Here is a 23,770-nt window from a genome sequence, read left to right on the forward strand (position 1 = left end):
GGACTTGGCTCATCGTACGTTCTTGCGCGCGACATCGCGCAGTCGGCCCCTTGCGACCCTGGCGGTGCTTCAGCTCTGGCGTTGAGGGCGCGCGTCCGCTCAGGTGCCCGGCGACGGAACATTCGGATACCAGACGCCGCGCACGCTGCACACACCGATGTTCGGGAGCACGTGTCGCGGGTCCAGATCGCGGATATCGATGTCGACGATAGGCGGGCCCAAGGTGGTCATGCCGATATACGGCACGGCCGATCGCAAGAACCTGCGCGCGTCTTGCTCGGTCCATGCGGTCGCGCCGAAACCGATGCCGAAACCGATACGGGTAGGAAACCAGTATCGGTGCAGCCGGATGCCGCTGCTCATCGGAGCGGGGGCGGACCGCGCCGCGCTCAATGCGCGGCGTTGGCGTCGTACATGTCCGCGTAAGGATCGTGCTCGGCGCCGCCCTCGGAGAGGCGGAACTTGAGCGCCAGGCCGTCGCGCGAGTCGGCCGCCTTGAGCGCCTCCTCCATCTCGATCCGGCCTTCCTTGTAGAGGCGGAACAGGCACTGGTCGAACGACTCCATGCCTTCTTCCAGCGACTCTTCCATCGCCTGCTTGATCTCGTGCACCTGGCCACGGCGCATCAGGTCGCGCACGTGCGGGGTGTTGATCAGGATCTCGGCGGCTGGCAAGCGGCGGCCGTCGGTGCCGACCACCAGGCGCTGTGACACCACCGCCTTGAGGTTCAAGGCCAGGTTCATCAGCACGTTCTTATGCGCCGACTCGTTGAAGAAGTTGAGGATGCGTTCCAGGGTCTGGTCGGCGTTGTTGGAGTGCAGCGTCGCCAGGCACAGGTGACCGGTTTCGGCGAAGGCGATCGCCGCCTCCATCGTGGTCGCGTCCAGGATTTCGCCGATCAGGATCACGTCCGGCGCTTCTCGCATCGCGTTCTTGAGCGCGTTGTGGAAAGCGTGGGTGTCCAGGCCGACTTCGCGCTGGTTGACGATCGACTTCTTGTGCTTGTGCAGATACTCGATCGGATCCTCGATGGTGAGGATATGGCCCGAGGTATTGCTGTTGCGGTGGTCGATCATCGACGCCAGCGTCGTCGACTTGCCGGAGCCGGTACTGCCCACGATGAGCACCAGGCCGCGCGGGGCCATGATGATCTCCTTGAGCACCTGCGGCAGCTGCAGTTCCTCGATGCTGGGAATGATGCTGCGGATGGCGCGGATCACCATGCCGACTTCGCCGCGCTGCTTGAACACGTTGATGCGGAACCGGCCCGCGTCGGGCAGCGCCAGAGCCATGTTCAGCTCCAGGTCGCGCTCGAACTGCGGTACTTGGCCCTCGTCCATCAGCGAATAGGCGATCTTCTTGACCATGCCCGGGGGCAACCCGGTGTTGCCAAGCGGGTACAGTCTGCCCTCGACCTTGATATAAACCGGCGCCCCGGTGGTCAGGAACATGTCCGACGCGTTCTTTTCCGTCATCAGCTTCAGGAAATAGCCGATGTCCATGCACACACCCCTTGTTAACGACGACGTACCGTTGCAAGCACGCCGCCGGCTTCCGACAATGGCCGAGCGCACTCCTTACGCAACGGCATCCCCTATGAACGCAAGCTTCGCACGAATCAGCTTCTCACAGATGCGCACCGTGGCGCTGGCACTAGTTCTCGCTTCCGCGCTGAGCGCATGCGCCACGCTGCCGCCGCCGACCTCGGAGCTGGCCGCCGCCCAGCAGGCGGTCACGCGCGCCGACGGCGCCGATGCCGACCAGTACGCGCCGCAGGACCTGGCCGCCGCGCGCAATGCGCTGGGCCAGGCCCAGGGCGCGATGTCGCGCGGCCGCGAGGACGACGCCCGTCGCCTGGCCGCGGCCGCCGCCGCCGACGGCGACCTCGCCGCCGCTAAGAGCCGCGACGCGGTGATCAACGCCGAGCTGGCCCAGCGCCGCGCCGAGATCGCCGACTTGCGCCGCCGCCTGCAGACCGGAGACGACCGATGAGCCTGCGCCATCTGCTCAGCTGCACCCTGCTGGCGACCGCGCTGGCCGCCGCAATGCCGGCCGCGCACGCCGCCGAGGACCCGGACGTGGCGCGGCTGTCGCGCCGTCTGACCGCGGTCGACGCCGATCCCGGCCTCAACGGCTTCGGCGCCTACGAACGCCTGCAGGCGCGTCAGGCCGTGCAAGCCCTGGCCGAGGCCAGCCGCCGCGACCGCGACGGCGCCTTCTACGTGGCCGAGCGCCGGGTCCAGATCGCCGAGATCGCGGCGCGCAGCCAGGCCGCGCAGCGCGAGGTCGACCGTCTCGACCGCGAGCGCAGCGACCTGCTGGTCGAGGCCAGCCGCCGCGACGCCGAACGCGCGCGCGCCGAGGCCGAACGCCTGCGCCTGCAGGCGCAGATGCAGGCCGAGGAGGCCGAGCGCCTGCGTGCCCAGGCCGCCGCCGATGCGCTGGCGATCCAGGACGCCGACGCGGCCCTGGCCACGGTCGGCGACGCCCAGACCGCCAAGCTCAACGCCGCGCGCGAGCGCGAGGCGGCGCTGGCGCGCCAGGAAGCCGAGCTGATGGCCGGCGGCAAGCTGCCCGCGTCCAAGCGCGACGCACGCGGCGAAGTGTTCGCCTTGAACCGCGATGCCTTCGGCGCCGGCAAGGCCGCCCTGGGCGGCGCCGCGGCCGGGCAGGTGCGGACCCTGGCCGCCTACGTCCAGGCCGGTCCCTCCGGTTCGGTCAAGGTCGAGGCCCAGGCCGGCGACGCCAAGCTGGCTCAGCGCCGCGCCGACGCGGTACGCGATGCCCTGGTCGCCGGCGGCGTGGCCAAGAGCAAGATCCAAAGCAGCGGCCGCAGCGGCAAGGGCGACCGCGTCGATGTCGTGGTATCGGATAAATAATCTTAAAAATCAGTTATTTGTTGCTTGAGCCCGCGCCAAAGGCACCGCCTTGGCGCGGGCCCGATGCCGATCCTGTCGAATGCGACCGTCGGCCTTGCCGACCCCGAAAAGGAGGAGTAGGGTCGAATACCCAAGCGGCCGGATTTCCGCTTGGCGAAGAGCCAGGCCGATGACGCAAGCCCACCATCTGCAGGAACCCGCCACCGCAAGCATGTCGGTGGCCGGCCTGTATGAGGCCGGCGCCGCGCCCCGCCTGGCGCCCCTCACGGACCCCCCGCGACGCCCTGGTCATTAGGCCGGGGCGTTTGCTTTTCTGCTGAAGGAGGCTTTCATGTTCGAAGAACGACCGCAGCCCGAAATCGACGCCCTGATCAAGAGCAGCCCCGAGTTCAAACAGCTCTACCAGCGCCATAAGGAACTCGACAAGAAGGTGATGGACGCCGAGCTCGGCGTGCTGCCGATCGACGATGTCACCCTGGCGCAGATGAAGCGCGAGAAGCTGGCGGCGAAAGACCGATTGACCCAGTTGTACGACACGCAACCTCACTGAATCTTCTTCAGCGCGGGCGGTGGCGGCCATCCTCGTCGGCCGCCACCGCCCGCGGCTACCGGACGGACCGTGACCATCGCCGGCCCGTATTCCCGACACGTTCCCTCATCGCCTCCGCGCCCGCGGGCGGCCCGATCGCGCGCCCAGCGCGGCCGCGAAGCGCGGCGCCCCGCTAGAATGGCCGGGTCCCGCCGCGCCGAACGCGGCCTCGCAGAAGCCGCGTAACCGCATGGCCATCCATCAATCCGTACTCGAACTGATCGGTCAGACTCCGATCGTCAAAGCCCAGCGCCTGGACACCGGCGTGTGCGAGCTCTACCTCAAGCTGGAATCGCAGAACCCCGGCGGCTCGATCAAGGACCGCATCGGCCTGTCGATGATCGAAGCGGCGGAGAAGGCCGGCAAGATCAAGCCCGGCGACACCCTGGTCGAAGGCACCGCCGGCAACACCGGCATCGGCCTGGCCCTGGTCGCGCAGCAGAAGGGTTACAAGCTGCTGCTGGTGGTGCCCGACAAGATGAGCCGCGAGAAGATCTTCAACCTCAAGGCCATGGGCGCGCAGGTGGTGCTGACCCGTTCGGACGTGGCCAAGGGCCATCCCGACTACTACCAGGACCTGGCCGAGCGCATCGCGCGCGAAACCCCCGGCGCCTACTTCATCAACCAGTTCGGCAATCCCGACAATCCGGCCGCGCACGAGTTCGGCACGGCGCCGGAAATCCTCGAACAGATGGGCGGCCAGCTCGACGCGATCGTGTTCGGCTGCGGCAGCTCGGGCACCATGACCGGCCTGTCGCGCGCCTTCGCCAAGCTGTCGCCGAACACCGAGCTGGTGCTGGCCGATCCGGTCGGTTCCATCCTCGAGGAATACATCAACCGCGGCACGCTCTCGGACAAGTCGGCGAGCTGGATGGTCGAGGGCATCGGCGAGGATTTCCTGCCGCCGATCTCCGACTTCACCCGGGTCAAGCAGGCCTACGCGATCAGCGACAAGGAAAGCTTCCTGACCGCGCGCGAGCTGCTGGAGAAGGAAGGCATCCTCGGCGGCTCCTCCACCGGCACCCTGCTGGCCGCGGCGCTGAAGTACTGCCGCGAACAGACCCAGCCCAAGCGCGTGCTGGTGTTCGTCTGCGACACCGGCAACAAGTATCTGTCGAAGATGTACAACGACTACTGGATGCTGGACAACGGCTTCATACAGCGCGAAAGCCACGGCGATCTGCGCGACCTGATCCTGCGCCCGTACTCGCAGCGCGACACCGTGGTGGTGGGCCCCAACGACCTGCTGGTCACCGCCTACCAGCGCATGAAGCTGTACGACGTCTCGCAGCTGCCGGTGATGGACGGCGAGCACATCGTCGGCATCGTCGACGAGAGCGACGTGCTGCTGCACGTGTACGGCGACGAGTCGCGCTTCCGCGATCCGGTTTCGACCGCGATGGTCAGCAAGCTCGACAAGATCCCGGTGTCCGATCCGATCGAGTCGCTGCTGCCGGTGTTCGACCGCGGCCACGTCGCCATCGTCATGGACGGCGAGCGCTTCCTCGGCCTGATCACCCGCATCGACCTGCTCAACTTCCTGCGGCGGCGCGTGCAGTGACCGCGGCGGCGGCCGAACGCTGGCTGCCGGGCGACCGCCTGCCCGACGTGTTGCTGCGCGACGGCGCCGGCCAGGCCCAGACCCTGCACGCCGAGTTCGCCGGCGCGCCGCTGTGGCTGGCCGCACCCTCCCAGGCCGCGCTCGCCGCGGCCCTGCCGGCGCCGCCGGCGGGGGTGCTGGCGCTGTGCCTGGGCGCGGACGTCTACCCGAATCCGCCCGCCGGCTGGCGCGCGTTCGCGACCGATCCGCGTTGGCTGGCCGGCCTGGGCGCGGACACCTTGTGGCTAGCCGACGCCAACCTGCGTTTGCAGGCCGCGAGCGCGCTGCCGGCCGCCGCGCCGCCTGCGCCGGCCGCGATCGAAAGCGCGCTGACGCCGGCGCAGACCTGGCGCATCGCGCCGGTGCTGCAAATTCCCGACGTGTTCGAAGCCGAGCTGTGCGCCGAGCTGATCCGCCATCTCGACGTCGACTGCGGCGGCGGCGACGCCTCCGGCGTGATGGTGCTGGAGGACGGCGCGCAGCGTTTCCAGCTCGATCCCACGGTCAAGCAGCGCCGCGAAAGTTTTCCGCGCGATCCAGCCCTGGACGCGCGCATGCACGAACGCCTGCTGCGCCGCGCGCTGCCCGAGATCGCGCGCGTCTATCAGTTCAACGTAAGCCGGCGCGATCCGTTCAAGCTGCTGGCCTATCCGCAGGATGCGGGCTATTTCCGCGCCCATCGCGACAACGAAACGCCCGACGTGGCTTACCGCCGCTTCGCCTTGTCGGTGAACCTCAATGCCGGCGCCTACGCCGGCGGCGAATTCCGCTATCCCGAATTCGGCCCGCATTTGTTCTCGCCGGCGACCGGCTCGGCGCTGGTGTTCTCGTGTTCGCTGCTGCACGAGGTGCTGCCGGTACGCAGCGGCACCCGCTACGCGATGACGACGTTTCTGGCCTGAGCGTCCGCGCTCAGAGGCCCAGTCGCGGTCGCAGACTCTCCGCGTCCAAGCCGGCCAGCGCGCTTTCCGCCCAGGCCAGGCCGGCCTCGATCTGCGCCGCATGCGCGCGCGCCGCCGCCGCCAGCTCGCGTTCGCGCGCGGCGGCGTCATAGGCCTGGTTGTGGTCCTTGGCGTAGCGATCCAGCAGGCGCGAGGCCGCGATCCGCGCGGCCCAGTCCGCCGGCACAGCCAGGCCGTAGTGCGTGGCCAGTTCGGCGGTGCGCGCGGCCGGGTCGGCCAGCACGGCCGCGAAATCCAGATCGATCAGGCGGCCGGCCAGGGCCGGGTCCGCGTTCAAGCGGCGCCAGCGCAGTTGTTCGGCCAGCCATAGCCGGGCCAGGCGGGCGCCGTCGCCGGCCGCGGCGGGCAGGCCGTCGCGGCCGAACTCGGCCAGGCGCAGGGTCTCGCCGGCCAGGCTGCCGTCGCGCAGGCCGTCGTCGCGCAACATCGTCGCCAGCCAGCTGCGCAGGTCGATCCACAGCAGGCAGGCGCGCCCCGGTACCCGCGCCAGCAGCCGCGCGGCGAGGGTGGTCACGGTGCTGGTCGGCTTGATCAGCACGACCTGATCGTCGGCGAATCGCCGGTTCAGCAGGCGCAGCACCGGGCCCTGCCAAGCCTGCGTGGCGGGGTCGTCGGGGGCCTGGGCCAGGCTCAGCAGGGGCAGGGGCTCGCGCAGCCCCAATACCGGATCTAGCGTATCCAGCAAGCGGCTGACCAAACTGGAGCCGCAATGTCCTATATGGAAAATCCAGTGCAGGGGCGCCGTTGCCGGCGGCGGCGCCAGCGCGGCCTCGATTTCGGCCAGCGGCAGCTCCCAGCCGCGGATGTTGCGATGGTGCAGGGCGCGCTGGTCCAGGAAGCTCGCGCGGCGGTAGTCGGCGGGCTCGAAATGCAGCACCCAGCCGCGCCCCGCTGCCGCGTCGAAGGCGAACAATGGATAGGCTGCACTGTGACTGAAGTCGGGTGGCAGGCGCCGGGTCGGACTCATGGGCGATGGTAGAATTCGCGTTTGCGCATGCTAGCCGAAGCGGAAGAACGCAATGACTGAACGAAAGCCGGATGGCGGGGCGCACAAGCCCGGACTGGGCACCCTCGCGATCCACGCAGGCCAGTCCCCCGACCCGACCACGGGCGCGGTGATGACCCCGATTTACGCGACCTCGACCTATGCCCAGAGCAGCCCGGGCGTGCACCAGGGTTTCGAGTACTCGCGCAGCCACAACCCGACCCGCTTCGCCTACGAGCGTTGCGTCGCCGGCCTGGAAGGCGGCAGCCACGGCTACGCCTTCGCCTCCGGCCTGGCCGCGACCTCGACGATCCTGGAACTGCTGGACTCCGGTAGCCACGTGATCGCGATGGACGATGTCTACGGCGGCACCTACCGCTTGTTCGAGCGCGTGCGCCGACGCTCGGCGGGCCTGGACTTCAGCTGGGTCGACCTCAGCGACATCGCCGCCTTCGAGGCCGCGATCCGTCCCGAGACCAAGCTGGTCTGGATCGAAACCCCGACCAACCCGCTGCTGAAGCTGGTGGACGTGGCCCGCATCGCCGAGATCGCGCGCAAGCGCGGCTTGATCGTGGTGGTGGACAACACCTTCAGCTCGCCGATCCTGCAGCGCCCGCTCGAATTGGGCGCGCACCTGGTCATGCACTCGGCGACCAAGTACCTCAACGGCCACTCCGACATCGTCGGCGGCATGGTGGTGGTCGGCGACGACGCCGGCATCGCCGAGCAGATGACCTTCCTGCAGAACGCCATCGGCGGCGTGCAGGGCCCGTTCGACAGCTTCCTCGCCCTGCGCGGCCTGAAGACCCTGCACCTGCGCATGAAGGCGCACTGCGAGAACGCGCAGGCGCTGGCCGAGTGGCTGCAGTCGCACCCGTCGGTGGAGAAGGTGATCTACCCGGGCCTGAGCTCGCACCCGCAGCACGAGCTGGCCAAGCGCCAGATGCACGGCTTCGGCGGCATGGTCAGCATCCTGGTCAAGGGCGGCATGGACGGCGCGCGCCGGATGATGGAGCGCTGCGAACTGTTCGCGATCGCCGAATCCCTGGGCGGCGTGGAAAGCCTGATCAACCACCCGGCCGTGATGACCCACGCCTCGATTCCGCCCGACCGCCGCGCCGCGCTGGGCATCGCCGACAACCTGGTGCGCCTGAGCGTGGGCGTGGAGGATCTGGCGGATCTGCGCGCCGAGCTAGAAGGCGCGCTGGCTTGACGCCGATCGCGACGGAGCGCAACGCCAGCGCCGCTGCGCGCGTTCGCTCCGTATCGCGATCCGACGGGTCCGCTCCATTTTCCGCGCCGCGATTCGTGGCCGCGGACAGGCAGGAAAGCCGCGTGCGCGCGGCTCCCACCCAGCCCAATCGAATTTCCCCCGCCATGCCCGTTCGCCGCGCGCGAGCGGCCACCTGGAGCGTCTAAGTGCACCACAGTTCGTACGAACACATGCAGGATCTGGTGACCCGCCACCTGGACCCGCAGCAGTCGCTTTCGGTCGTGGACATCGGCTCCTACGACGTCAACGGCTCTTACCGCACCCTCTTCCGTCAGCCCAAGTGGTCCTACACCGGCATCGACCTGGAGGCCGGCCCCGGCGTCGACGTCGTGCTGACCTCGCCTTACCGCCTGCCGTTCGCCTCCGGCTCGGTCGACCTGGTGATCTCCGGCCAGGCTTTCGAGCACGTCGAGTACTTCTGGATGAGCTGGCTGGAAATGGTGCGGGTGCTCAAGCCGGGCGGCCGGATCTTCCTGATCGCGCCTTCACGCGGCCCCGAGCACCGCTACCCGCAAGATTGCTGGCGGTTCTACCCGGACGGTTACCGCGCCCTGGCCAAGTACGGCGCCTGCGACCTGCTGGAAGTGAGCACGGACTGGGAGCGCAACCATCCCGATCCGCACAGCCAGGACTGGGGCGACACCGTCGGCGTGTTCCGCAAGCAACGCGTCGGCCTCAGGACCCGCGCGTTCCAGGCCGCGATGCGATTCGCGTACCGCCTCCACAAGAGCGCATGACCGTGCCCATGTCAGATTCCGATTACCGAACCCGCGCGAGCATCGCCCGCTCGGCGCAGCCGCGCGCGCTGCCGGCAGGCGTGCGGCCGACATGAGTTACGGCCATCTGGTGAACGCGCATCTTCCGCCGAAGGCCGGGCCGGTCAGCATGTTCGCTGGCTTCTGGCGCGAGCGCAGGCTGATCGGGCAGTTGATCCGTCGCGAAGTGCTGGGCCGCTATCGCGGCTCGGTAATGGGTGTGGCCTGGTCGTTCCTGTATCCCGTGCTGATGCTGGCGGTCTACACCTTCGTGTTCTCGGTGGTGTTTTCGGCGAAGTGGCCCGGCGCTATGGCGGGGCAGAGCAAGACCCAGTTCGCGCTGTTGCTTTTCGTCGGCGTGATCGCGCACGGCATCATCGCCGAGGCCCTGACCCGGGCGCCGGCTCTGATCGTGCAGAACGCCAACTACGTCAAGAAGGTGGTGTTCCCGCTGGAAACGTTGGGCTGGAGCCTGGTCGGCTCGGCCGTGTTTCATGCGCTGGCGAGCCTGGCGATCCTGCTCGCGGCCAAGCTCGTGTTCGAGGGTTCCATCACGTTGGCGACCTTGTGGTTGCCGGTGATCTTGCTGCCCTTGGTGCTGTTCGCGCTGGGCATCTCCTGGCTGCTGGCCGCCCTGGGCGTGTTCATCCGCGACATCGGGCAGATGACCGGCGTGATCTCGACGGTACTGATGTTCCTGGCGCCCGTGTTCTATCCGATCGCGTCGCTGCCGGAAAAATACCATCGCTGGGTCTATATGAATCCGATCACGGTGGCCATCGAGCAGAGCCGCGCGGCCTTGTTCGCGGGCACCGCGCCGGACGCCGCGATGCTGATCCGCTACTACTCGTTCGCGTTGGTGTTCATGGCGTTCGGCTACTGGTGGTTCCAGAAGTCGCGCCGAGGGTTCGCCGATGTCCTCTGACACGCAGCTGACGGACATCGCCGACGCCGCGCCGGAGCGCGCCATCGTCGTGTCCGACGTCGGCAAGTGCTATCAAATCTACGAACGGCCGCAGGATCGCCTGAAGCAGGCGCTGCTGCCGCGCTTGGACCGCATGGCCGGCCTGAAGCCGCGCGCGTATTTCCGCGAGTTCTGGGCGCTGCGCGGCCTTTCCATGACCGTCGCCCGCGGCGAGACCGTCGGCATCGTCGGCCGCAACGGTTCGGGCAAGTCGACCTTGTTGCAGATCGTATGCGGCACCTTGTCGCCCACCAGCGGCGATGTGGCGATTTCCGGGCGCGTCGGCGCGTTGCTGGAGCTCGGAAGCGGTTTCAATCCCGAGTTCACCGGGCGCGAGAACGTCTACATGAACGGCGCGATCCTGGGCATGAGCGAACAGGAGATCGCCTCCAAGTACGACGACATCGTCGCTTTCGCCGATATCGGCGAATTCATCGAGCAACCGGTCAAGACCTACTCCAGCGGCATGTACGTGCGTCTCGCGTTCGCGGTGATCGCTCACGCCGATGCGGACATCCTCATCATCGACGAAGCCCTGTCGGTGGGCGACGTGTTCTTCGGCCAGAAGTGCATGCGCTTCCTGCGCGACTTCCAGAAACGCGGCACCGTGCTGTTCGTCAGCCACGATGCCGGCGCGGTGACGATGCTGTGCGATCGCGCGCTGTGGCTGGATGGCGGCCAGGTGGTGATGGACGGCCCGGCGAAGGAGGTCTGCGAGGCCTACAACGCCAGCGTCTACGGCCATCGTCCCGATCCGTCCAAGCCGGCCGCGATCGCGGTCGCCGCGGCGTCGGATGGCGACGAGGCGAGCCAGACCGACGCCGCCCAGGACGTCGCCGCCATCGATGCCGCCGATCCCGATGCGTTCGATCCGAGTCTGGATCGAAGCAGCATGCGCGTTTTCCGCTTCGATCCGGATGCGCAAAGCTTCGGCGACGGCGGCGCGACGATGACCTCGATACGGTTGGAAAACGCCGAAGGTCGCGGCCTGAGCCTGCTTGAGGGCGGCCAGATCGTGCGCCTGATCATCGAGGCGACGGCCAATCGCCGCATCCCCAGCCCGGTCATCGGCTTCATGCTGAAGGATCGCCTCGGCCAGCATCTGTTCGGCACCAACACCTATAGGGACGGCGAACCCGCGAAGGCGGTCGAAGCGGGCCGGCAAGTGCGCGCGATTTTCGAGTTCCGCGTGCCTTTCTTGCAGCCTGGCCGCTACACGATAGACGCAGCGTTGGCAGACGGAACTTACCTAAATCATGTGCAAACCGTTTGGGTTTATGATGCGCTCGTGCTCGATTCCACCACGGACACGCGTTCGACCGGGCTGGTCGGGATTCCCTTCCGCGCGATCGAGCTTTCGGTATCGGACGTGGCCGAGGCCGCCGATTCGGCGCATGCCTCCGGGACGCCGATCTGATCCGATCGCATCCCTCGCCACCGCGATCGATCGAGCCGCTCGCCGCGATATCCGTCGGCCGATGCGAATCGATTTTCTCCCCTACACCTGAAGCCCCGGAGTGTTGAACTTGAGTCTCCGTCTTTACCAAAGCAGACCGCGAGTCGGCGAAACCGGGGCTGAGACCGCTCTCGATACGTCGCCCCTATGCGAATCGAAGGTACAAGCATGAGTACGGGTACACCGCGTTTGAAGCTCAACGCCGCCATGTCCTTGCCGGCGTTGCATGTTCCGCCCAGCGCGTGGACGGGGCATCTTCCGTTCGCCTTCTGGCTGGTCGAGGAAGCCAAGCCCCGCATGCTGGTCGAGCTGGGCAGCCACCATGGCACCTCCTACCTGGGGTTCTGTCAGGCCGTTCGTCACTGCGGCCTGGACACGCGCTGTTTCGCCGTCGACATCTGGACCGGCGACGAGCACTCGGGCTTCTATGGCGACGAAGTGTTCAACACGCTCTGGCAGTACAACCAGGAGCAGTACGGCGGCTTCTCGGCCTTGATGCGCATGACCTTCGACGAGGCCCGCGGCTACTTCGCCGACGGCAGCGTCGATGTGCTGCATATCGATGGTCTGCACACTTACGAAGCGGTGCGCGAGGATTTCGAGAACTGGTTGCCGAAGATGTCGACGCGCGGCATCGTGCTGTTCCACGACACCATGGTGCGCGAGCGTAACTTCGGCGTCTGGCGGTTGTGGTCCGAGTTGAGCCAACGCTATCCGAGCTTCGAGTTCGTGCATTCGCACGGTCTGGGCGTTCTGCTGGTGGGGCCGCAGCAGCCGCAGTCCCTGCTGGATCTGGCCGCGCTGCGCGGCACGGACAGCGAGGTGACCGTGCTGCGACTGTTCGATGCGCTCGGCAGCCGCATCTGCGCCGATCAACGCATCGAGGCCGCCGAACAGCGCGTCGACGAAGTCCTGCTCGAGACCCGTCAGCGCTTGGCCCAATCCGGCGCCGCGGCCGAGGGGCTGCAGGAAGGCGCCGCCCTCGTCCGCGACCGGGCGGTACAACTGCCCGAAGGTCTGACCGTGGTTCGCGAGCAGATGTCCCAGCTGTCCAAGGATCTGGCCGTCACGCGTCTGCAGGCGGCCCAGTTGTCCACCGAGGTGACGGCCCTGCGCTCGGCCAACGCCACCAACGAGACGGTTCGCACGAATCTCGAAACCGCGTTGCAGGATCGCGAGACGCGCTTGCGCGCGCGCGACGAGCAAGTGCGCGCGATCATGGCTTCGTTCAGTTGGAGACTGGCCGCGCCCATGCGCTGGCTCTCGACGAAGCTCAAGGGAAAATAGCATGGCCTCGCTCAAGGCCCTGATCGGCAGGTCTCTGCGCAAGGTGTATCACGCCTTGCCCTTGTCCTGGGCCATGCGGCTGAAGTTGAAACAGCTGATCTTTCGCGGCTTCGCGCCCGTGCTGTCGGGCACGCACGCCTACCGGCGGTGGGATCAGCAGGTTTCCGATGGCTCGGTCGCGGAGCTCGCGGCCATCGCGGCCACCGACGATCCGGCACCGCTTTCCGTGGCGGCGCCGGCTGTGCCGTTGCGCGCCAAACTGGCCTTGATTTCGCACGACGCCAATCCGCATGGCGCGCAGTACTTGGCGCTGAATCTGGTTCGCGAACTGCAGCGCATGCATCAGGACGTGGAAGTCCTGATGCAGAACGGCGGCCTCCTCGAGCCCGAGTTCGAGGCGATCGCGCCGCTGCATCGCCTGTATCAAATGGATCAGGCCGAGCTCCGCGCCTTCGCCGTGCGCCTGCGCGAGCAGGGCGTGCAGGCGGTGATCGCCAATACCACCGTACCGGGTCTCGTCATCGCGCCGTTCCGCGAAGCCGGGCTGCGCGTGGTCTCGTTGATACACGAGCTGCCGGGCATCATCGCCAAGTACGGCTTGGGTCAGGCGTTGTTGGACCTGGTGGACGCCAGCGATCGCGTCGTGATCTCGTCCGAAGCGGTACGCAAGGGCGTCGACGGACTGGTGCCGCCCGAAGCGCTGGCCGGCAAGTTGATCCTGCGGCCGCAGGGCTTGTTCACGCGCAGCCGCTATCGCGGTTTGGACGACCTGTCGGAGCCGCGCGCGAATCTGCGCCGGAAGCTCGGCGTCTCCGAGCAGGCGGTGGTGGTGCTGGCGGTGGGCTTCGGCGATCTGCGCAAGGGCCTGGACCTGCTCGCGCGCGCGGCCGCCATCGCCTACCGCAGCGAGCCGAACCTGCATGTCGTCTGGGTGGGAAACCACGAGGACGAAGTGAAGCAGGATGTCGATCGGATGCTGGAGGAAGCGGGCATCGCTTCTCGCTTCCACTTCGTCGGGCTCGACTTCGACACCGACGACTATTACGCCGGTGCCGACGTGTATGCGCTTCCCTCGCGCGAAGACCCGTTCCCGTCGGTGGTGCTGGAAAGCCTGTCGGTAGGTACGCCGGTGGTCGCGTTCGAGGGCACCGGCGGCGGAGCCGATCTGGTGGCCGACCGCGCCGGCCTGACGGTAAGGGCGTTCGATGTCGACGCCTACGCGCAAGCGTTGCTGCGCATCTGCAGGGACGGCGAGCTGCGCGCGCGCTACGCACGCGCGGGCCGGGATATGGTGGACACGGAGTACTCCTTCCGCCGTTACGCCCAGGACCTGTTGGAGCTCTGCGAGGTGCCGGCGCCGCGGGTGTCGGCCATCGTGCCCAACTACAACTACGCCCATTATCTTCCGCACAGGCTGGCCACGCTGTCCGCGCAGACGCTGCCGCTGACCGAGATCCTGGTGCTGGACGACGCGTCTTCCGACGACAGCGTCGCGGTGGTGCAGGCGCGCAGGGGCTCCTATCACCCGGAGCCGATGATCGTGCGCAACGAGCGCAACTCGGGTTCGGTGTTCCGCCAGTGGCTGGCGGGTGCGCGGCGCGCGACCGGCGAGTTCGTCTGGATCGCGGAGGCCGACGACGAGGCCCGGCCGGAAATGGTCGAGTCTTTGGTGGGCGCGCTGCGTGCCGATACCAGCCTGGTCATGGCCTATTGCCAGTCAGAGGCGATCGATGCCGACGGCGTCGTGATCGCGGCCGACTACACCGGCTACACCGACGACCTGTCCCGGGATCGTTGGCGCTCGGCCTACACCGCCACCGGCGCCGAGGAGGCGATCGCCGGGCTGGCGATCAAGAACACCGTGCCGAACGTCAGCGCCGCCGTGTTCCGGCGCGAGGCGTTGCTGCGGGTGCTGAGCGAGCACGAGGACGAGATCGTGTCCTATCGCGTTGCCGGCGACTGGATCGTCTATCTGCGCCTGCTAGCGTTGGGGCGTATCCATTTCGAGCCGCGCGCCCTGAATCGCCATCGCCGCCACACCTCCAGCGTAACCGCGGCGTTAGACCTGCAGCGGCATTACGACGAAGTGGTCGCGGCGCAGGCGTTGGCCGCGCGGTTGTATCCGCTGAAGGAAGAAACGTCAGTCGCCGCATCGAACTACGCCGCGCATCTGCGCGAGCACTTCGGTTTGGCGTGAGAGGAGCGACATGCGGACTTTATTGATTGGCGGCAACGGCTTCATCGGCTCGCACCTGGTCGAGGGCTTACGCGCCGCGGGCCACGCGGTTTCGGTGCTCGATCCCCGGCCTGCGCGCGACGACGTGGATTGGAGCGGCGTGAACTATCGCTGCGCCTCGCATGCCGACGAAACCGTGTTGGGCGAGATGCTGGCGGATTGCGACGTGGTCCTGCACCTGGCCAGCACCACGGTGCCGTTCACTTCCAACGCCAATCCGGTCTACGACGTATCGACCAATCTGGTCGATACCTTGCGCCTGCTGGGCGCGATGCGCAGCCGCGGTCTGCGCCGCATCGTGTTCTTCTCCTCCGGCGGTACCGTCTACGGCAATCCCGATAGCCTGCCCGTGGAAGAGACGCATCCGCTGCGGCCGGTCTCCTCCTACGGCGTGGTGAAGACGGCGATCGAGCAGTACTTGCTGATGTACCACCGCCTGGGCGAGCTGGACCCGTTGATCCTGCGGCCGTCCAACCCCTATGGGCCGCGTCAGGCCGCATCGGGACGCCAGGGGTTCATCGCCAAGGTCCTGTCCTGCCTGCACGACGACGCCCCGCTGCAGATCTGGGGCGACGGAAGCGCGGTCCGCGATTACCTCTATATCGACGATCTGGTGTCCCTGGTCTCGCAGGCGGTGAACGGGGCGGAGTGCGGCGTGTACAACGTCGGCAGCGGAATCGGCCATAGCCTCAACGATGTGCGCTCGGCGGCGGAGCGGGTCGCGGGCAAGACCATGAACGTGGAGTACTTGCCCGCGCAAGGTTTCGATGTGCGCGGCATCGTGCTGGATATCGCCGCGGCCGGCGCACGTTTCGGTTGGCGCCCGCGGATCGATCTGGAGGAAGGCTTGGCGCGCACCTGGCGTGAGGGCGGTTGAGCCGAGCTTGGAACTCGACCTTCCTGAACCGATTCCCGCGCTGCGGGGAGGGCGCGAGCCGATGCGTACTAAAGACCCACTTGAGACGTATTAAAGACTTGTTAATAGCTATAAAATCTGTAGTGGACTTCAAGGAATACAGGGCATGAAGCAGCATTCGAACAACGCCTGCGATTGGACGCCGGGCGCTCGGGTATCGGCACCCACGCAAAAGGTGGCTTTCGTGTGCCGGGTGGTTTCTCGGCGCTGCGGCCGCTACGGCGCGGTCTAACGATTAGCGATGGGGTCGGTGCGCAAGGAGCTCAACGCCTGCGGCGCCGAATTTATGGACTATCCCGCTCTGGATCCGATGTTGTCGATATGAAAGATACTGCCCAACTTACCTTTTTCACGATCTGCTCGAAGAACTTCCTCGCCTATGCGCGTACGTTGTTCGACTCCGTGCGCGAACACCACCCGGACGCGACCTTCTATGTCGCCCTGTGCGATCGCGTCGACGGAATGATCGATCGCGCGAACGAGCCGTTCGAGATCATCGAGCTGGATCAATTGGATATTCCGGATCTGGCCGGAATGATCGCCCGCTACAACATCACCGAGCTCAATACGTCGATCAAGCCGTATGTGTTCGATTATCTGTTCAGCAAGCGCGACGAGCAGCGCGTGGCGTATCTCGACCCCGACATTATCGTGGTCGGCCCGCTGAAGGAGTTGCAGGACGCCATGGATGCGGGCGCGGACGCCGTGCTGACGCCGCACGTGCTGAATCCCGCCGAGAACGTCGATATCGACGACATCAAGATGCTGCAGCTGGGCATCTACAATCTGGGCTTCGTCGCCTTCAACCGCACCCCGCGCGTGCTGGATATCGTGCGCTGGTGGGCGCGGCGGCTCGAGAGCCAGTGCGTCATCGATATTCCGAACGGACTGTTCGTGGATCAGAAGTGGGCGGATCTGCTGCCCTCCTTCATCGCCAAGACGCATATCCTGCATCACCCCGGCTACAACGTGGCTTACTGGAATCTGTGGCAGCGCAAGATCGAAAGATCGGGCGACGGCTGGCTGTCCAACGGCTTGCCCCTGCGTTTCGTGCATTTCAGCGGCAACAATCTCAACGACGAGAACGTGTTTTCGCGGCATAGCCCGCGCTTGACCGCGGCGAACGTCGGCGAAGCCAACGAGTTGCTCAAGGAATATCGCGCACGCGTGTTCGCCAACGGCCACGCGAGTTACTCCAAGCTCCCGTACGCGTTCAGCTGGAATGGCGCCTCTGGCGTGAACGAGCACACCCCGGAGCCGGCGCGCGCGCCGGAATCCGAGGCCACGATGCAGCCGTCGGGCGAGCATGTCGTGGTTGCGCAGGCCGCCGCCGGCGGCGGCGCGCTGAGCAAGCTGTCCAACGCGATCACGACCCTGCGCCGGGTGCGCGATCACTCCGGCGGCTGGTCGGCGGTGATGAGCAAGGCCGTCGCGGTGTATCGTCGCGGCGGCTTGCGCCTGGTTCGCGACACCGTCCGCCAGCTCAACCTCATCTATCCCTTGTTGCACGGTCGTGGTCTGAGCCGGCCGGTCGAAGTGCTGCCCTATCTCGCGCCGGAAACCGAGGCGATCGTCGAGGCCGCCAACAACAGTCGCGGCAAGCTGCTCTTCATCGACATGTACACGCCGAGGCCGGATTGCGACGCCGGCTCGATCACCGCGTTCTACCTGATGAAGATCCTGGTCGACATCGGCTACGACGTGACCTTCATTCCCAGCGATCTGGTCAAGCTGGGTCACTACACGCAGCAGCTGCAGAACGTCGGCGTGACCTGTCTGGGCCGCGACGACGTGCCGTCCATCGAGGCGCACCTGATCGCGGACGGCCACCTGTACGACTACGCGCTGCTTTGCCGCGCGCCCGTCGTGGAGCCCTATCTCGACATCATCCGGCAGCACGCCAGCCGGGCCAAGATCATCCTCAACACCTCCGATCTGCATTACCTGCGCGATATCCGCCAGGCCGAGATCGAGGGCTCGGAGGAGAAGATGCAGGCCGCGCTGCGTTGGAAGGAGCGCGAGTTGGAGGTCATTCGGCGCTGCGATCACAGCATCGTGATGAGCGATCACGAACTGGCGATCCTGTCGAAGGAGCTGCCGAACTCGAACATTCATCACGTGCCGCTGATGTTCGTCGATATCCCGGGGCGCACCGGCGACTACGCCTCGCGCAAGGACATTCTGTTCATTGGCGGCTTCCCGCACCTTCCCAACGTCGACGCCGTCACCTACTTCTGCGAGCAGGTGTGGCCGATGGTCCGCGCCCGACTTCCGGATGCGAAGGTGCATCTGCTGGGCAATTCGCCTTCGGAAGAAGTGTTCGCTCTGGGCGAGATTCCGGGCGTCAACGTGGTCGGCTACGTCGAAGATCTCAAGCCGTGGTTCAACGGCATCCGCATGAGCATCGCGCCGCTACGCTACGGCGCCGGCATCAAGGGCAAGCTCGGCACGAGCCTGAGCTTCGGCGTGCCTTCGGTCGCCACGTCGGTGGCGGTGGAGGGCATGCGCGTGGTCGACGAGCAGCATGTGCTGGTCGCCGACGAGCCGGAGGCGTTCGCCGACCAAGTGGTGCGTCTGTACAACGACGAGGCGCTGTGGAACCGACTGAGTCAGGCTGGGCTGGATTTCGTGGCCGATACCTATTCGCTCGACGCGGGCCTGAAGCGCATCGATGAGTTCATGAGCATGGTCGCGGGCGATCCGCCGGCGTTCCCGGCCGTGGCCGTGTCCACGCCCGCCGAGTACGCCCGTTATCACGCCGAGGCGATCGGGGAATATCCCAAGCGCGTTGCCGCGGAAGAAGCTCTGATTCCCGAGCGCGTCGATTCGTTCCTGGCCGACGGTCATTGCGCTGTCTGCGATCGTCCTTCCGCGTTCGACGTCAGCTTCCTGTATTCCTGCGGCACGCGGTCCGACGGCGGGCCGATGCCGAATTGGCGCGAGCATCTGGTTTGCGCGAAGTGCGGCTTCACGAACCGGATCCGCGCGGCGATCCACGCGTTCCGCTCGGAGCTGAAGCCCGAGCCGGAAGCGCGGGTCTATATCACCGAGCAGACCACGCCGCTGTACCGCTGGCTGCACGAGCAGTTCCCGAACGCCAAGGGCAGCGAATACTTCGCCGACAAGGTGCCGCCGGGCGAGGAGCTGGGCGGGCTGCGCAACGAAGACATCATGGCCTTGACCTGGCCGGACGCGAGTTTCGATTTCGTGCTTTCGTTCGACGTGATGGAGCACGTGCCCGATCCCGCCAAGGCCTTCGCCGAGTGCGCCCGCATTCTGCGCCCGGGCGGCTCGATGCTGTGGGCCGCGCCTTTCGCGCTGGACGGCAATCACAAGATGCTGGACCGGAACGTGATCCGGGCGCGTATCGATGGCGACGGCGAGCTCGTGCACCTGATGGAGCCCGAGTATCACTGCAATCCCGTCGATCCCGACGGTGGGGCTTTGTGCTTCCAGTACTTCGGTCTGCAGGTGCTTGAGCAGATGCGCGCGGCGGGGTTCGCCGACGCGCGGTTGTTGTTCTACTGGTCGCCCAAGTTCGCATACCTCGGACAGGAACAGATTCTTTGCATCGCCACCAAGGCGGCGCGTTGATCCGACCGGGCCCATTCGCACGGGCTTCAAGCTTGATGGTCTATAAGGCTAGGCGGCGCTCGGCGCCCCGCGCACTCGAAGAAGGAATGTTCCAATGAAGAAAGGGATCCTGGTGGTGTTGCTGACGATCGCCGCGCTTGCGGGGATTTGGTGGCTTACCGAACCGAAGTCCGGCAAGGACGCGGCGCCCCCGGCGGCCAGCGTCGAACCCGCGGCTGGCGCGCCGGCGTCCACGGCGACGCCGACGACGACCGATGCGGCGCAAGCCAGCGTCGGTCCGGTGACCTTGCTGTGGCGCAACGGCGCGACGGGCGAGAACCGGCGCTGGCGTTTCGACGGCAAGACCGCCATGGCGCCCCTGGAAACCTGGGCGGTCGCGCCGGAGTGGAGCGCGCTGGGCTACATGTCGCGCGCCTGGGGCGGCAACGATCTGGCCGCATGGCGCATGAAGGCGACGGGCGAGGTCCGGCTGTGGAAGCTTTCCGCCGCTAGCCCCGAGCCGGCCGCGGAGATCCTTCCCGCCGCGGACGCGAGCTGGCAGGTCGTGGCATTCACCGACGTGAATCAAGACGGCTTCGACGATGTGGTGTGGCTGGGTCGCGACGGCGGCGTCGCGGTCTGGACGCTGCGCGACGGCAAGGTCCAGGAACAGGCGCTGATCGGCAACGTCGGCACCGGCTGGTCGGCCGCGCAAGTCGGCGATTTCGACGGCGACGGTCGCGGCGACCTGTTCTGGATCAAGGACGACGGTTCGTCCGCGAGCCTGTGGCTGCTGGATGGCGCCAAGCTCAAGAGCGCCCGGGCCATCACCTACACGGGCGGCGACTGGAGCCTGGTGGCCGCCGGCAAGTTCGACGGGCAGGCCGGCGACGATCTGTTGTGGCGCGCCTCGGACGGTCGTCTGCAAGGCTGGAGCTCGGCCGATCCGGGTAAGCAGATCGCGTTCACCCGTCAGGCCACCGGCGACTGGCGTTTCGTCGCCGCGCTGGACGTCGACGGCAACGGCTACGCCGACCTGCTGTGGCACAACCCGAAGACCGGCCAGGTCGGCGCATGGCTGCTTGCCGCGAACGGAGCGATCACGGATCGTGAGCTACCGTCCATCGGCGGCGAATGGGCGCCGGTGCCGACGGGGCTGGTGGCCAAGGCCGACGCGGCGCGCTCGCCGAAGTGAAGGTTCGGGCCTGGCCCGGCAACGTATCGCGTGACTAGGATCGCACCATGAAAGAATGCAGCAAATCGATCGCCCGCCGACTGTCGGATCCGAACTTCAGCAATCGGTATTTCGTCGGCGAAGGCATCGATATCGGCGGCAAGCCCGATCCGCTGGCGCTCTACGTCGGCATGTTCTCGCGCATGACCGGCGTGAAGACCTGGGATTGGGAGGACGGCGACGCCCAGCACCTGCAGAGCGCGGGCGACGGCAGCTACGATTTCGTGCACAGCAGCCATTGTCTGGAGCACCTGACCGATCCGCGCGAAGGGCTCAAGAACTGGTTCCGCGTGCTGAAGCCGGGCGGCTACCTGGTGCTTACCGTGCCCGACGAGGACCTCTACGAGCAGGGCGTCTTCCCGAGCACGTTCAATCGCGACCATAAGTGGACCTTCACCGCGTACAAGCCGCAGTCCTGGTCCGATCGCTCGATCAACCTGGTCGACCTCGCCCGCGACCTGGGCGCGGAGGCCGAGATCGTCCGCATCGAGCAGCTGTCCTCGACCTATCGCTTCGATCTTCCGCGCTTCGACCAAACCCTCACTCCGGTCGGCGAATGCGGTATCGAGTTGGTGCTGCGCAAGCGCCCTGCGGCGGAAGTGGAGGCGCGCGGCCGTTGGCAGCGCCCGGCCACCCTGGACGATCGCGAACTGCGCATCCATTTCAATCAGTATCGACAGGACATGCAGTCGATGAAGAACTCGAACCAGGGCGCCGCGCCCTTCCAGAACGACGAGCCGTTGTGAACCGCAACGCTATCATCCGAGCCCGCGCGCCCCTGCGCCTCGGCTTGGCCGGTGGCGGCACGGACGTTTCTCCGTACTGCGATACGTACGGCGGTTATGTGCTCAATGCGACGATCGACCGTTATGCGTATGCGGTGATCAAGCCGATGGAAGGCCCGAACGTCCGCTTCGTGGCCAGCGATCAGCAGCAATCGGCCGATCTGCCGCTGCAGCCGTCATACGAGCTGCGCGACGGCCTGCAGCTGCACAAGGCGGTCTACAACGAGATCGTCGCCCGCTACAACAACGGCGAGCCGCTGGCCGTCGAGCTGACCACGTTCTGCGATTCGCCGATCGGTTCCGGCCTGGGCTCTTCGTCGACGCTGGTCGTGGTGATGATCCGTGCGTTCGCCGAGCTGCTGGGCCTGCCGCTGGACGACTACGCGATCGCTCACATGGCCTACAAGATCGAGCGCGTCGATTGCGGCCTCAAGGGCGGCAAGCAGGATCAGTATTCGGCCACCTTCGGCGGCTTCAACTTCATGGAGTTCTACGAGAACGATCGCGTGATCGTGAACCCATTGCGGATCAAGAACTGGGTGCTGTGCGAGTTGGAAGCCTCGCTGCTGCTGTACTACTCGGGGGTGTCGCGCGAGTCGGCGAAGATCATCGCCGATCAGAGCGACAACGTGCGCGACAAGGATTCCGGCACGATCGAGGCCATGCATCGGCTGAAGGAAGAGGCGCAAAGCATGAAGGTCGCCCTGCTCAAGGGCAGCTTCGGCGAGATGGTCAGTTCGATGCGTCTGGGCTGGGAAAGCAAGAAGAGCACCGCCAGTTCGGTATCGACGCCGAAGATCGAGGCGATCTACGAAGCGGCTGTCGGCGCTGGCGCGCTGGCGGGCAAGGTGTCCGGCGCCGGCGGCGGCGGCTTCATGATGTTTTTCGTCAAGCCGGATCGACGCATGGAAGTGATCCGAGCGCTGAAGGCCTTCGACGGCCAAGTCAGCAACTGCCACTTCACCAAGAATGGCACGCAAGCCTGGAGAATCGAGTGAAACAACAGATCATCGAGAAGCTCGAGCGCGCCGTGCAGGTCATGCGCGCCCTCGCCGACGACCAGACCACGCAGCAGCAGCTGGAAGCCTGCGCGGCCAAGTGCATCGAGACGCTGAACTCGGGCGGCAAGCTCCTGCTGGCCGGCAACGGCGGCAGCGCCGCCGACGCCCAGCACATCGCAGCCGAGTTCGTCAGCCGTTTCGCCTTCGACCGCCCCGGTTTGCCGGCGATCGCGCTGACCACCGACACCTCGATCCTCACCGCGATCGGCAACGACTACGGCTACGAGAAGCTGTTCTCGCGCCAGATCCAGGCGCTGGGCCGCAGCGGCGATGTCTTCATCGCATACTCCACCTCGGGCCGTTCGCCGAACGTGCTGGCCGGTCTGCGCGAAGCGCGCGAGCGCGGCCTGTTCTGCATCGGCCTGACCGGCAGCGGCGGCGGCGACATGCCCGAGCTGTGCGACATCCTGCTGCGCACGCCTGCCACCGACACCGCCGAAATCCAGCAGGGGCACGCGGTGCTGGGCCACATCATCACCGGCCTGGTCGAGAGCGCGATTTTCGGTAAGCCCGCGTGAAGCAAGCGATCGTCCTGGCGGGCGGTTTCGGCACGCGTCTGCGCAGCGTGGTCAGCGACGTTCCCAAGCCGATGGCGCGCATCGCCGGGCGGCCGTTCCTGGAGCTGTTGCTGAGCCACCTGGTCGGCAACGGCTTCCAGCGCATCGTGCTGTCGGTAGGCTATCTGTCGGACACCATCGTCGCCCATTTCGGCGATGCGTTCCGCGGCGTGCCGCTGGCCTACGCGGTCGAGAACGAGCCGCTGGGCACCGGCGGCGCGATACGCGAGGCGATGGCCCACTGCGACGATGGCCACGTCTACGTACTCAACGGCGACACCTATCTGGCCGTGGAAACCGCCGAAACCGACGCGCTGTGGGCGCGCCGCGGCCTGCCCGTGATCGTCGCCCGCGAGGTCGAAGACACCGCGCGCTACGGCAAGTTGGAGGTGGATAACCAGGGGCGCATCACCGGTTTCCTCGAGAAGGACGCCAGCGGCGGTCCCGGGCTGATCAACGCCGGCTGCTATGTGCTGCCGACGGACATCGTGCGCGAGTTTCCGGACCGCGAGCGTTTCTCGTTCGAGACCGAGTACCTGCGCGATGCGGTGAGCCGCCGCGAGTTTCTGGCATTGCCGACCAATACGGATTTCATCGACATCGGCACGCCCGAGGACTACGCGCGCGCGCAGACCCTGCTGTCGGCGATCCACTGACC

General features: G+C 66.6%; 21 protein-coding genes. 18 read left to right on the forward strand and 3 right to left on the reverse strand.

Annotated elements, in window-relative coordinates:
• Positions 1-99: 99 nt before the first annotated feature.
• Positions 100-231: a hypothetical protein gene (locus tag ASE43_RS22825; RefSeq protein WP_255356377.1), complete on the reverse strand. Its 132-nt coding sequence runs from the start codon at positions 229-231 to the stop codon at positions 100-102.
• A 158-nt stretch (positions 232-389) separates the two neighbouring features.
• Positions 390-1,502 (reverse strand): PilT/PilU family type 4a pilus ATPase, encoded by a 1,113-nt coding sequence (locus tag ASE43_RS10695; protein WP_056178868.1) that lies wholly within the window; start codon positions 1,500-1,502, stop codon positions 390-392.
• A 94-nt stretch (positions 1,503-1,596) separates the two neighbouring features.
• Between ASE43_RS10695 and ASE43_RS10700 the strand changes: the two genes are divergently transcribed.
• The 5 genes from ASE43_RS10700 (at position 1,597) to ASE43_RS10720 (ending at position 5,970) form a co-directional block, all read left to right on the forward strand.
• Positions 1,597-1,992, forward strand: a complete 396-nt coding sequence (locus tag ASE43_RS10700) for a DUF4398 domain-containing protein (protein ID WP_057160435.1) — start codon at positions 1,597-1,599, stop codon at positions 1,990-1,992.
• Entirely contained in the window at positions 1,989-2,879 is an 891-nt protein-coding gene (locus tag ASE43_RS10705) for an OmpA family protein (protein WP_056178873.1), read from the forward strand. Before ASE43_RS10700 ends, ASE43_RS10705 begins: the two co-directional genes overlap by 4 nt.
• A gap of 331 nt (positions 2,880-3,210) precedes the next feature.
• The gene (locus ASE43_RS10710; RefSeq protein WP_056178877.1) at positions 3,211-3,429 is read left to right on the forward strand and encodes a YdcH family protein; all 219 of its coding nucleotides are present in this window, start codon (positions 3,211-3,213) and stop codon (positions 3,427-3,429) included.
• A 229-nt stretch (positions 3,430-3,658) separates the two neighbouring features.
• Positions 3,659-5,029: a pyridoxal-phosphate dependent enzyme gene (locus tag ASE43_RS10715; protein WP_056178880.1), complete on the forward strand. Its 1,371-nt coding sequence runs from the start codon at positions 3,659-3,661 to the stop codon at positions 5,027-5,029.
• On the forward strand, positions 5,026-5,970 hold the full coding sequence (locus ASE43_RS10720; RefSeq protein ID WP_057160436.1) for a 2OG-Fe(II) oxygenase: 945 nt from the start codon (positions 5,026-5,028) through the stop codon (positions 5,968-5,970). Before ASE43_RS10715 ends, ASE43_RS10720 begins: the two co-directional genes overlap by 4 nt.
• Before the next feature lie 10 nt (positions 5,971-5,980).
• Here the strand turns inward: ASE43_RS10720 and ASE43_RS10725 are convergent, their stop codons facing one another.
• Positions 5,981-6,997: a hypothetical protein gene (locus tag ASE43_RS10725; protein ID WP_157499848.1), complete on the reverse strand. Its 1,017-nt coding sequence runs from the start codon at positions 6,995-6,997 to the stop codon at positions 5,981-5,983.
• A gap of 52 nt (positions 6,998-7,049) precedes the next feature.
• On the opposite strand from ASE43_RS10725, the gene ASE43_RS10730 reads away from it, so the two are divergent.
• The 13 genes from ASE43_RS10730 (at position 7,050) to ASE43_RS10790 (ending at position 23,768) form a co-directional block, all read left to right on the forward strand.
• On the forward strand, positions 7,050-8,228 hold the full coding sequence (locus ASE43_RS10730) for a cystathionine gamma-synthase (RefSeq protein ID WP_057160438.1): 1,179 nt from the start codon (positions 7,050-7,052) through the stop codon (positions 8,226-8,228).
• A 206-nt stretch (positions 8,229-8,434) separates the two neighbouring features.
• On the forward strand, positions 8,435-9,025 hold the full coding sequence (locus ASE43_RS10735) for a class I SAM-dependent methyltransferase (RefSeq protein WP_057160439.1): 591 nt from the start codon (positions 8,435-8,437) through the stop codon (positions 9,023-9,025).
• A 91-nt stretch (positions 9,026-9,116) separates the two neighbouring features.
• Positions 9,117-9,968, forward strand: coding sequence for an ABC transporter permease (locus ASE43_RS10740; RefSeq protein WP_056178894.1), 852 nt, complete (start codon positions 9,117-9,119; stop codon positions 9,966-9,968).
• On the forward strand, positions 9,958-11,424 hold the full coding sequence (locus ASE43_RS10745) for an ABC transporter ATP-binding protein (RefSeq protein WP_056178896.1): 1,467 nt from the start codon (positions 9,958-9,960) through the stop codon (positions 11,422-11,424). Before ASE43_RS10740 ends, ASE43_RS10745 begins: the two co-directional genes overlap by 11 nt.
• Before the next feature lie 207 nt (positions 11,425-11,631).
• Positions 11,632-12,750, forward strand: a complete 1,119-nt coding sequence (locus tag ASE43_RS10750) for a class I SAM-dependent methyltransferase (RefSeq protein WP_235568693.1) — start codon at positions 11,632-11,634, stop codon at positions 12,748-12,750.
• A gap of 1 nt (position 12,751) precedes the next feature.
• Entirely contained in the window at positions 12,752-14,947 is a 2,196-nt protein-coding gene (locus tag ASE43_RS10755) for a glycosyltransferase (protein WP_057160441.1), read from the forward strand.
• Positions 14,948-14,957: 10 nt separating this feature from the next.
• Positions 14,958-15,863, forward strand: a complete 906-nt coding sequence (locus ASE43_RS10760) for an NAD-dependent epimerase/dehydratase family protein (RefSeq protein ID WP_057160442.1) — start codon at positions 14,958-14,960, stop codon at positions 15,861-15,863.
• Positions 15,864-16,223: 360 nt separating this feature from the next.
• Positions 16,224-19,496, forward strand: coding sequence for a glycosyltransferase (locus ASE43_RS10765; protein WP_057160443.1), 3,273 nt, complete (start codon positions 16,224-16,226; stop codon positions 19,494-19,496).
• A gap of 94 nt (positions 19,497-19,590) precedes the next feature.
• A complete protein-coding gene (locus ASE43_RS10770) occupies positions 19,591-20,670 on the forward strand; it encodes an FG-GAP-like repeat-containing protein (protein ID WP_057160444.1) in 1,080 nt (359 codons plus the stop codon).
• A 47-nt stretch (positions 20,671-20,717) separates the two neighbouring features.
• Complete coding sequence (locus ASE43_RS22575; protein ID WP_057160445.1) at positions 20,718-21,455, forward strand: class I SAM-dependent methyltransferase; 738 nt, start codon at positions 20,718-20,720, stop codon at positions 21,453-21,455.
• A complete protein-coding gene (locus ASE43_RS10780; protein ID WP_235567215.1) occupies positions 21,452-22,492 on the forward strand; it encodes a dehydrogenase in 1,041 nt (346 codons plus the stop codon). Before ASE43_RS22575 ends, ASE43_RS10780 begins: the two co-directional genes overlap by 4 nt.
• Entirely contained in the window at positions 22,489-23,073 is a 585-nt protein-coding gene (locus ASE43_RS10785) for a D-sedoheptulose 7-phosphate isomerase (protein ID WP_304438368.1), read from the forward strand. Before ASE43_RS10780 ends, ASE43_RS10785 begins: the two co-directional genes overlap by 4 nt.
• Entirely contained in the window at positions 23,070-23,768 is a 699-nt protein-coding gene (locus ASE43_RS10790) for a nucleotidyltransferase family protein (protein ID WP_057160446.1), read from the forward strand. Before ASE43_RS10785 ends, ASE43_RS10790 begins: the two co-directional genes overlap by 4 nt.
• Positions 23,769-23,770 lie beyond the last annotated feature (2 nt).

The organism is Lysobacter sp. Root983, from assembly GCF_001429345.1.
In the GTDB taxonomy this organism is placed as follows: Bacteria; Pseudomonadota; Gammaproteobacteria; order Xanthomonadales; family Xanthomonadaceae; genus Lysobacter.

What these genes read in the sequence shown, in the direction of transcription:
- ASE43_RS22825 (WP_255356377.1), bottom strand. Translation starts at nt 231, where the DNA reads ATGACCACCTTGGGCCCGCCTATCGTCGACATCGATATCCGCGATCTG.
- ASE43_RS10695 (WP_056178868.1), bottom strand. Translation starts at nt 1,502, where the DNA reads ATGGACATCGGCTATTTCCTGAAGCTGATGACGGAAAAGAACGCGTCG.
- ASE43_RS10700 (WP_057160435.1), top strand. Translation starts at nt 1,597, where the DNA reads ATGAACGCAAGCTTCGCACGAATCAGCTTCTCACAGATGCGCACCGTG.
- ASE43_RS10705 (WP_056178873.1), top strand. Translation starts at nt 1,989, where the DNA reads ATGAGCCTGCGCCATCTGCTCAGCTGCACCCTGCTGGCGACCGCGCTG.
- ASE43_RS10710 (WP_056178877.1), top strand. Translation starts at nt 3,211, where the DNA reads ATGTTCGAAGAACGACCGCAGCCCGAAATCGACGCCCTGATCAAGAGC.
- ASE43_RS10715 (WP_056178880.1), top strand. Translation starts at nt 3,659, where the DNA reads ATGGCCATCCATCAATCCGTACTCGAACTGATCGGTCAGACTCCGATC.
- ASE43_RS10725 (WP_157499848.1), bottom strand. Translation starts at nt 6,997, where the DNA reads ATGAGTCCGACCCGGCGCCTGCCACCCGACTTCAGTCACAGTGCAGCC.
- ASE43_RS10730 (WP_057160438.1), top strand. Translation starts at nt 7,050, where the DNA reads ATGACTGAACGAAAGCCGGATGGCGGGGCGCACAAGCCCGGACTGGGC.
- ASE43_RS10740 (WP_056178894.1), top strand. Translation starts at nt 9,117, where the DNA reads ATGAGTTACGGCCATCTGGTGAACGCGCATCTTCCGCCGAAGGCCGGG.
- ASE43_RS10745 (WP_056178896.1), top strand. Translation starts at nt 9,958, where the DNA reads ATGTCCTCTGACACGCAGCTGACGGACATCGCCGACGCCGCGCCGGAG.
- ASE43_RS10750 (WP_235568693.1), top strand. Translation starts at nt 11,632, where the DNA reads ATGAGTACGGGTACACCGCGTTTGAAGCTCAACGCCGCCATGTCCTTG.
- ASE43_RS10755 (WP_057160441.1), top strand. Translation starts at nt 12,752, where the DNA reads ATGGCCTCGCTCAAGGCCCTGATCGGCAGGTCTCTGCGCAAGGTGTAT.
- ASE43_RS10760 (WP_057160442.1), top strand. Translation starts at nt 14,958, where the DNA reads ATGCGGACTTTATTGATTGGCGGCAACGGCTTCATCGGCTCGCACCTG.
- ASE43_RS10765 (WP_057160443.1), top strand. Translation starts at nt 16,224, where the DNA reads ATGAAAGATACTGCCCAACTTACCTTTTTCACGATCTGCTCGAAGAAC.
- ASE43_RS10770 (WP_057160444.1), top strand. Translation starts at nt 19,591, where the DNA reads ATGAAGAAAGGGATCCTGGTGGTGTTGCTGACGATCGCCGCGCTTGCG.
- ASE43_RS22575 (WP_057160445.1), top strand. Translation starts at nt 20,718, where the DNA reads ATGAAAGAATGCAGCAAATCGATCGCCCGCCGACTGTCGGATCCGAAC.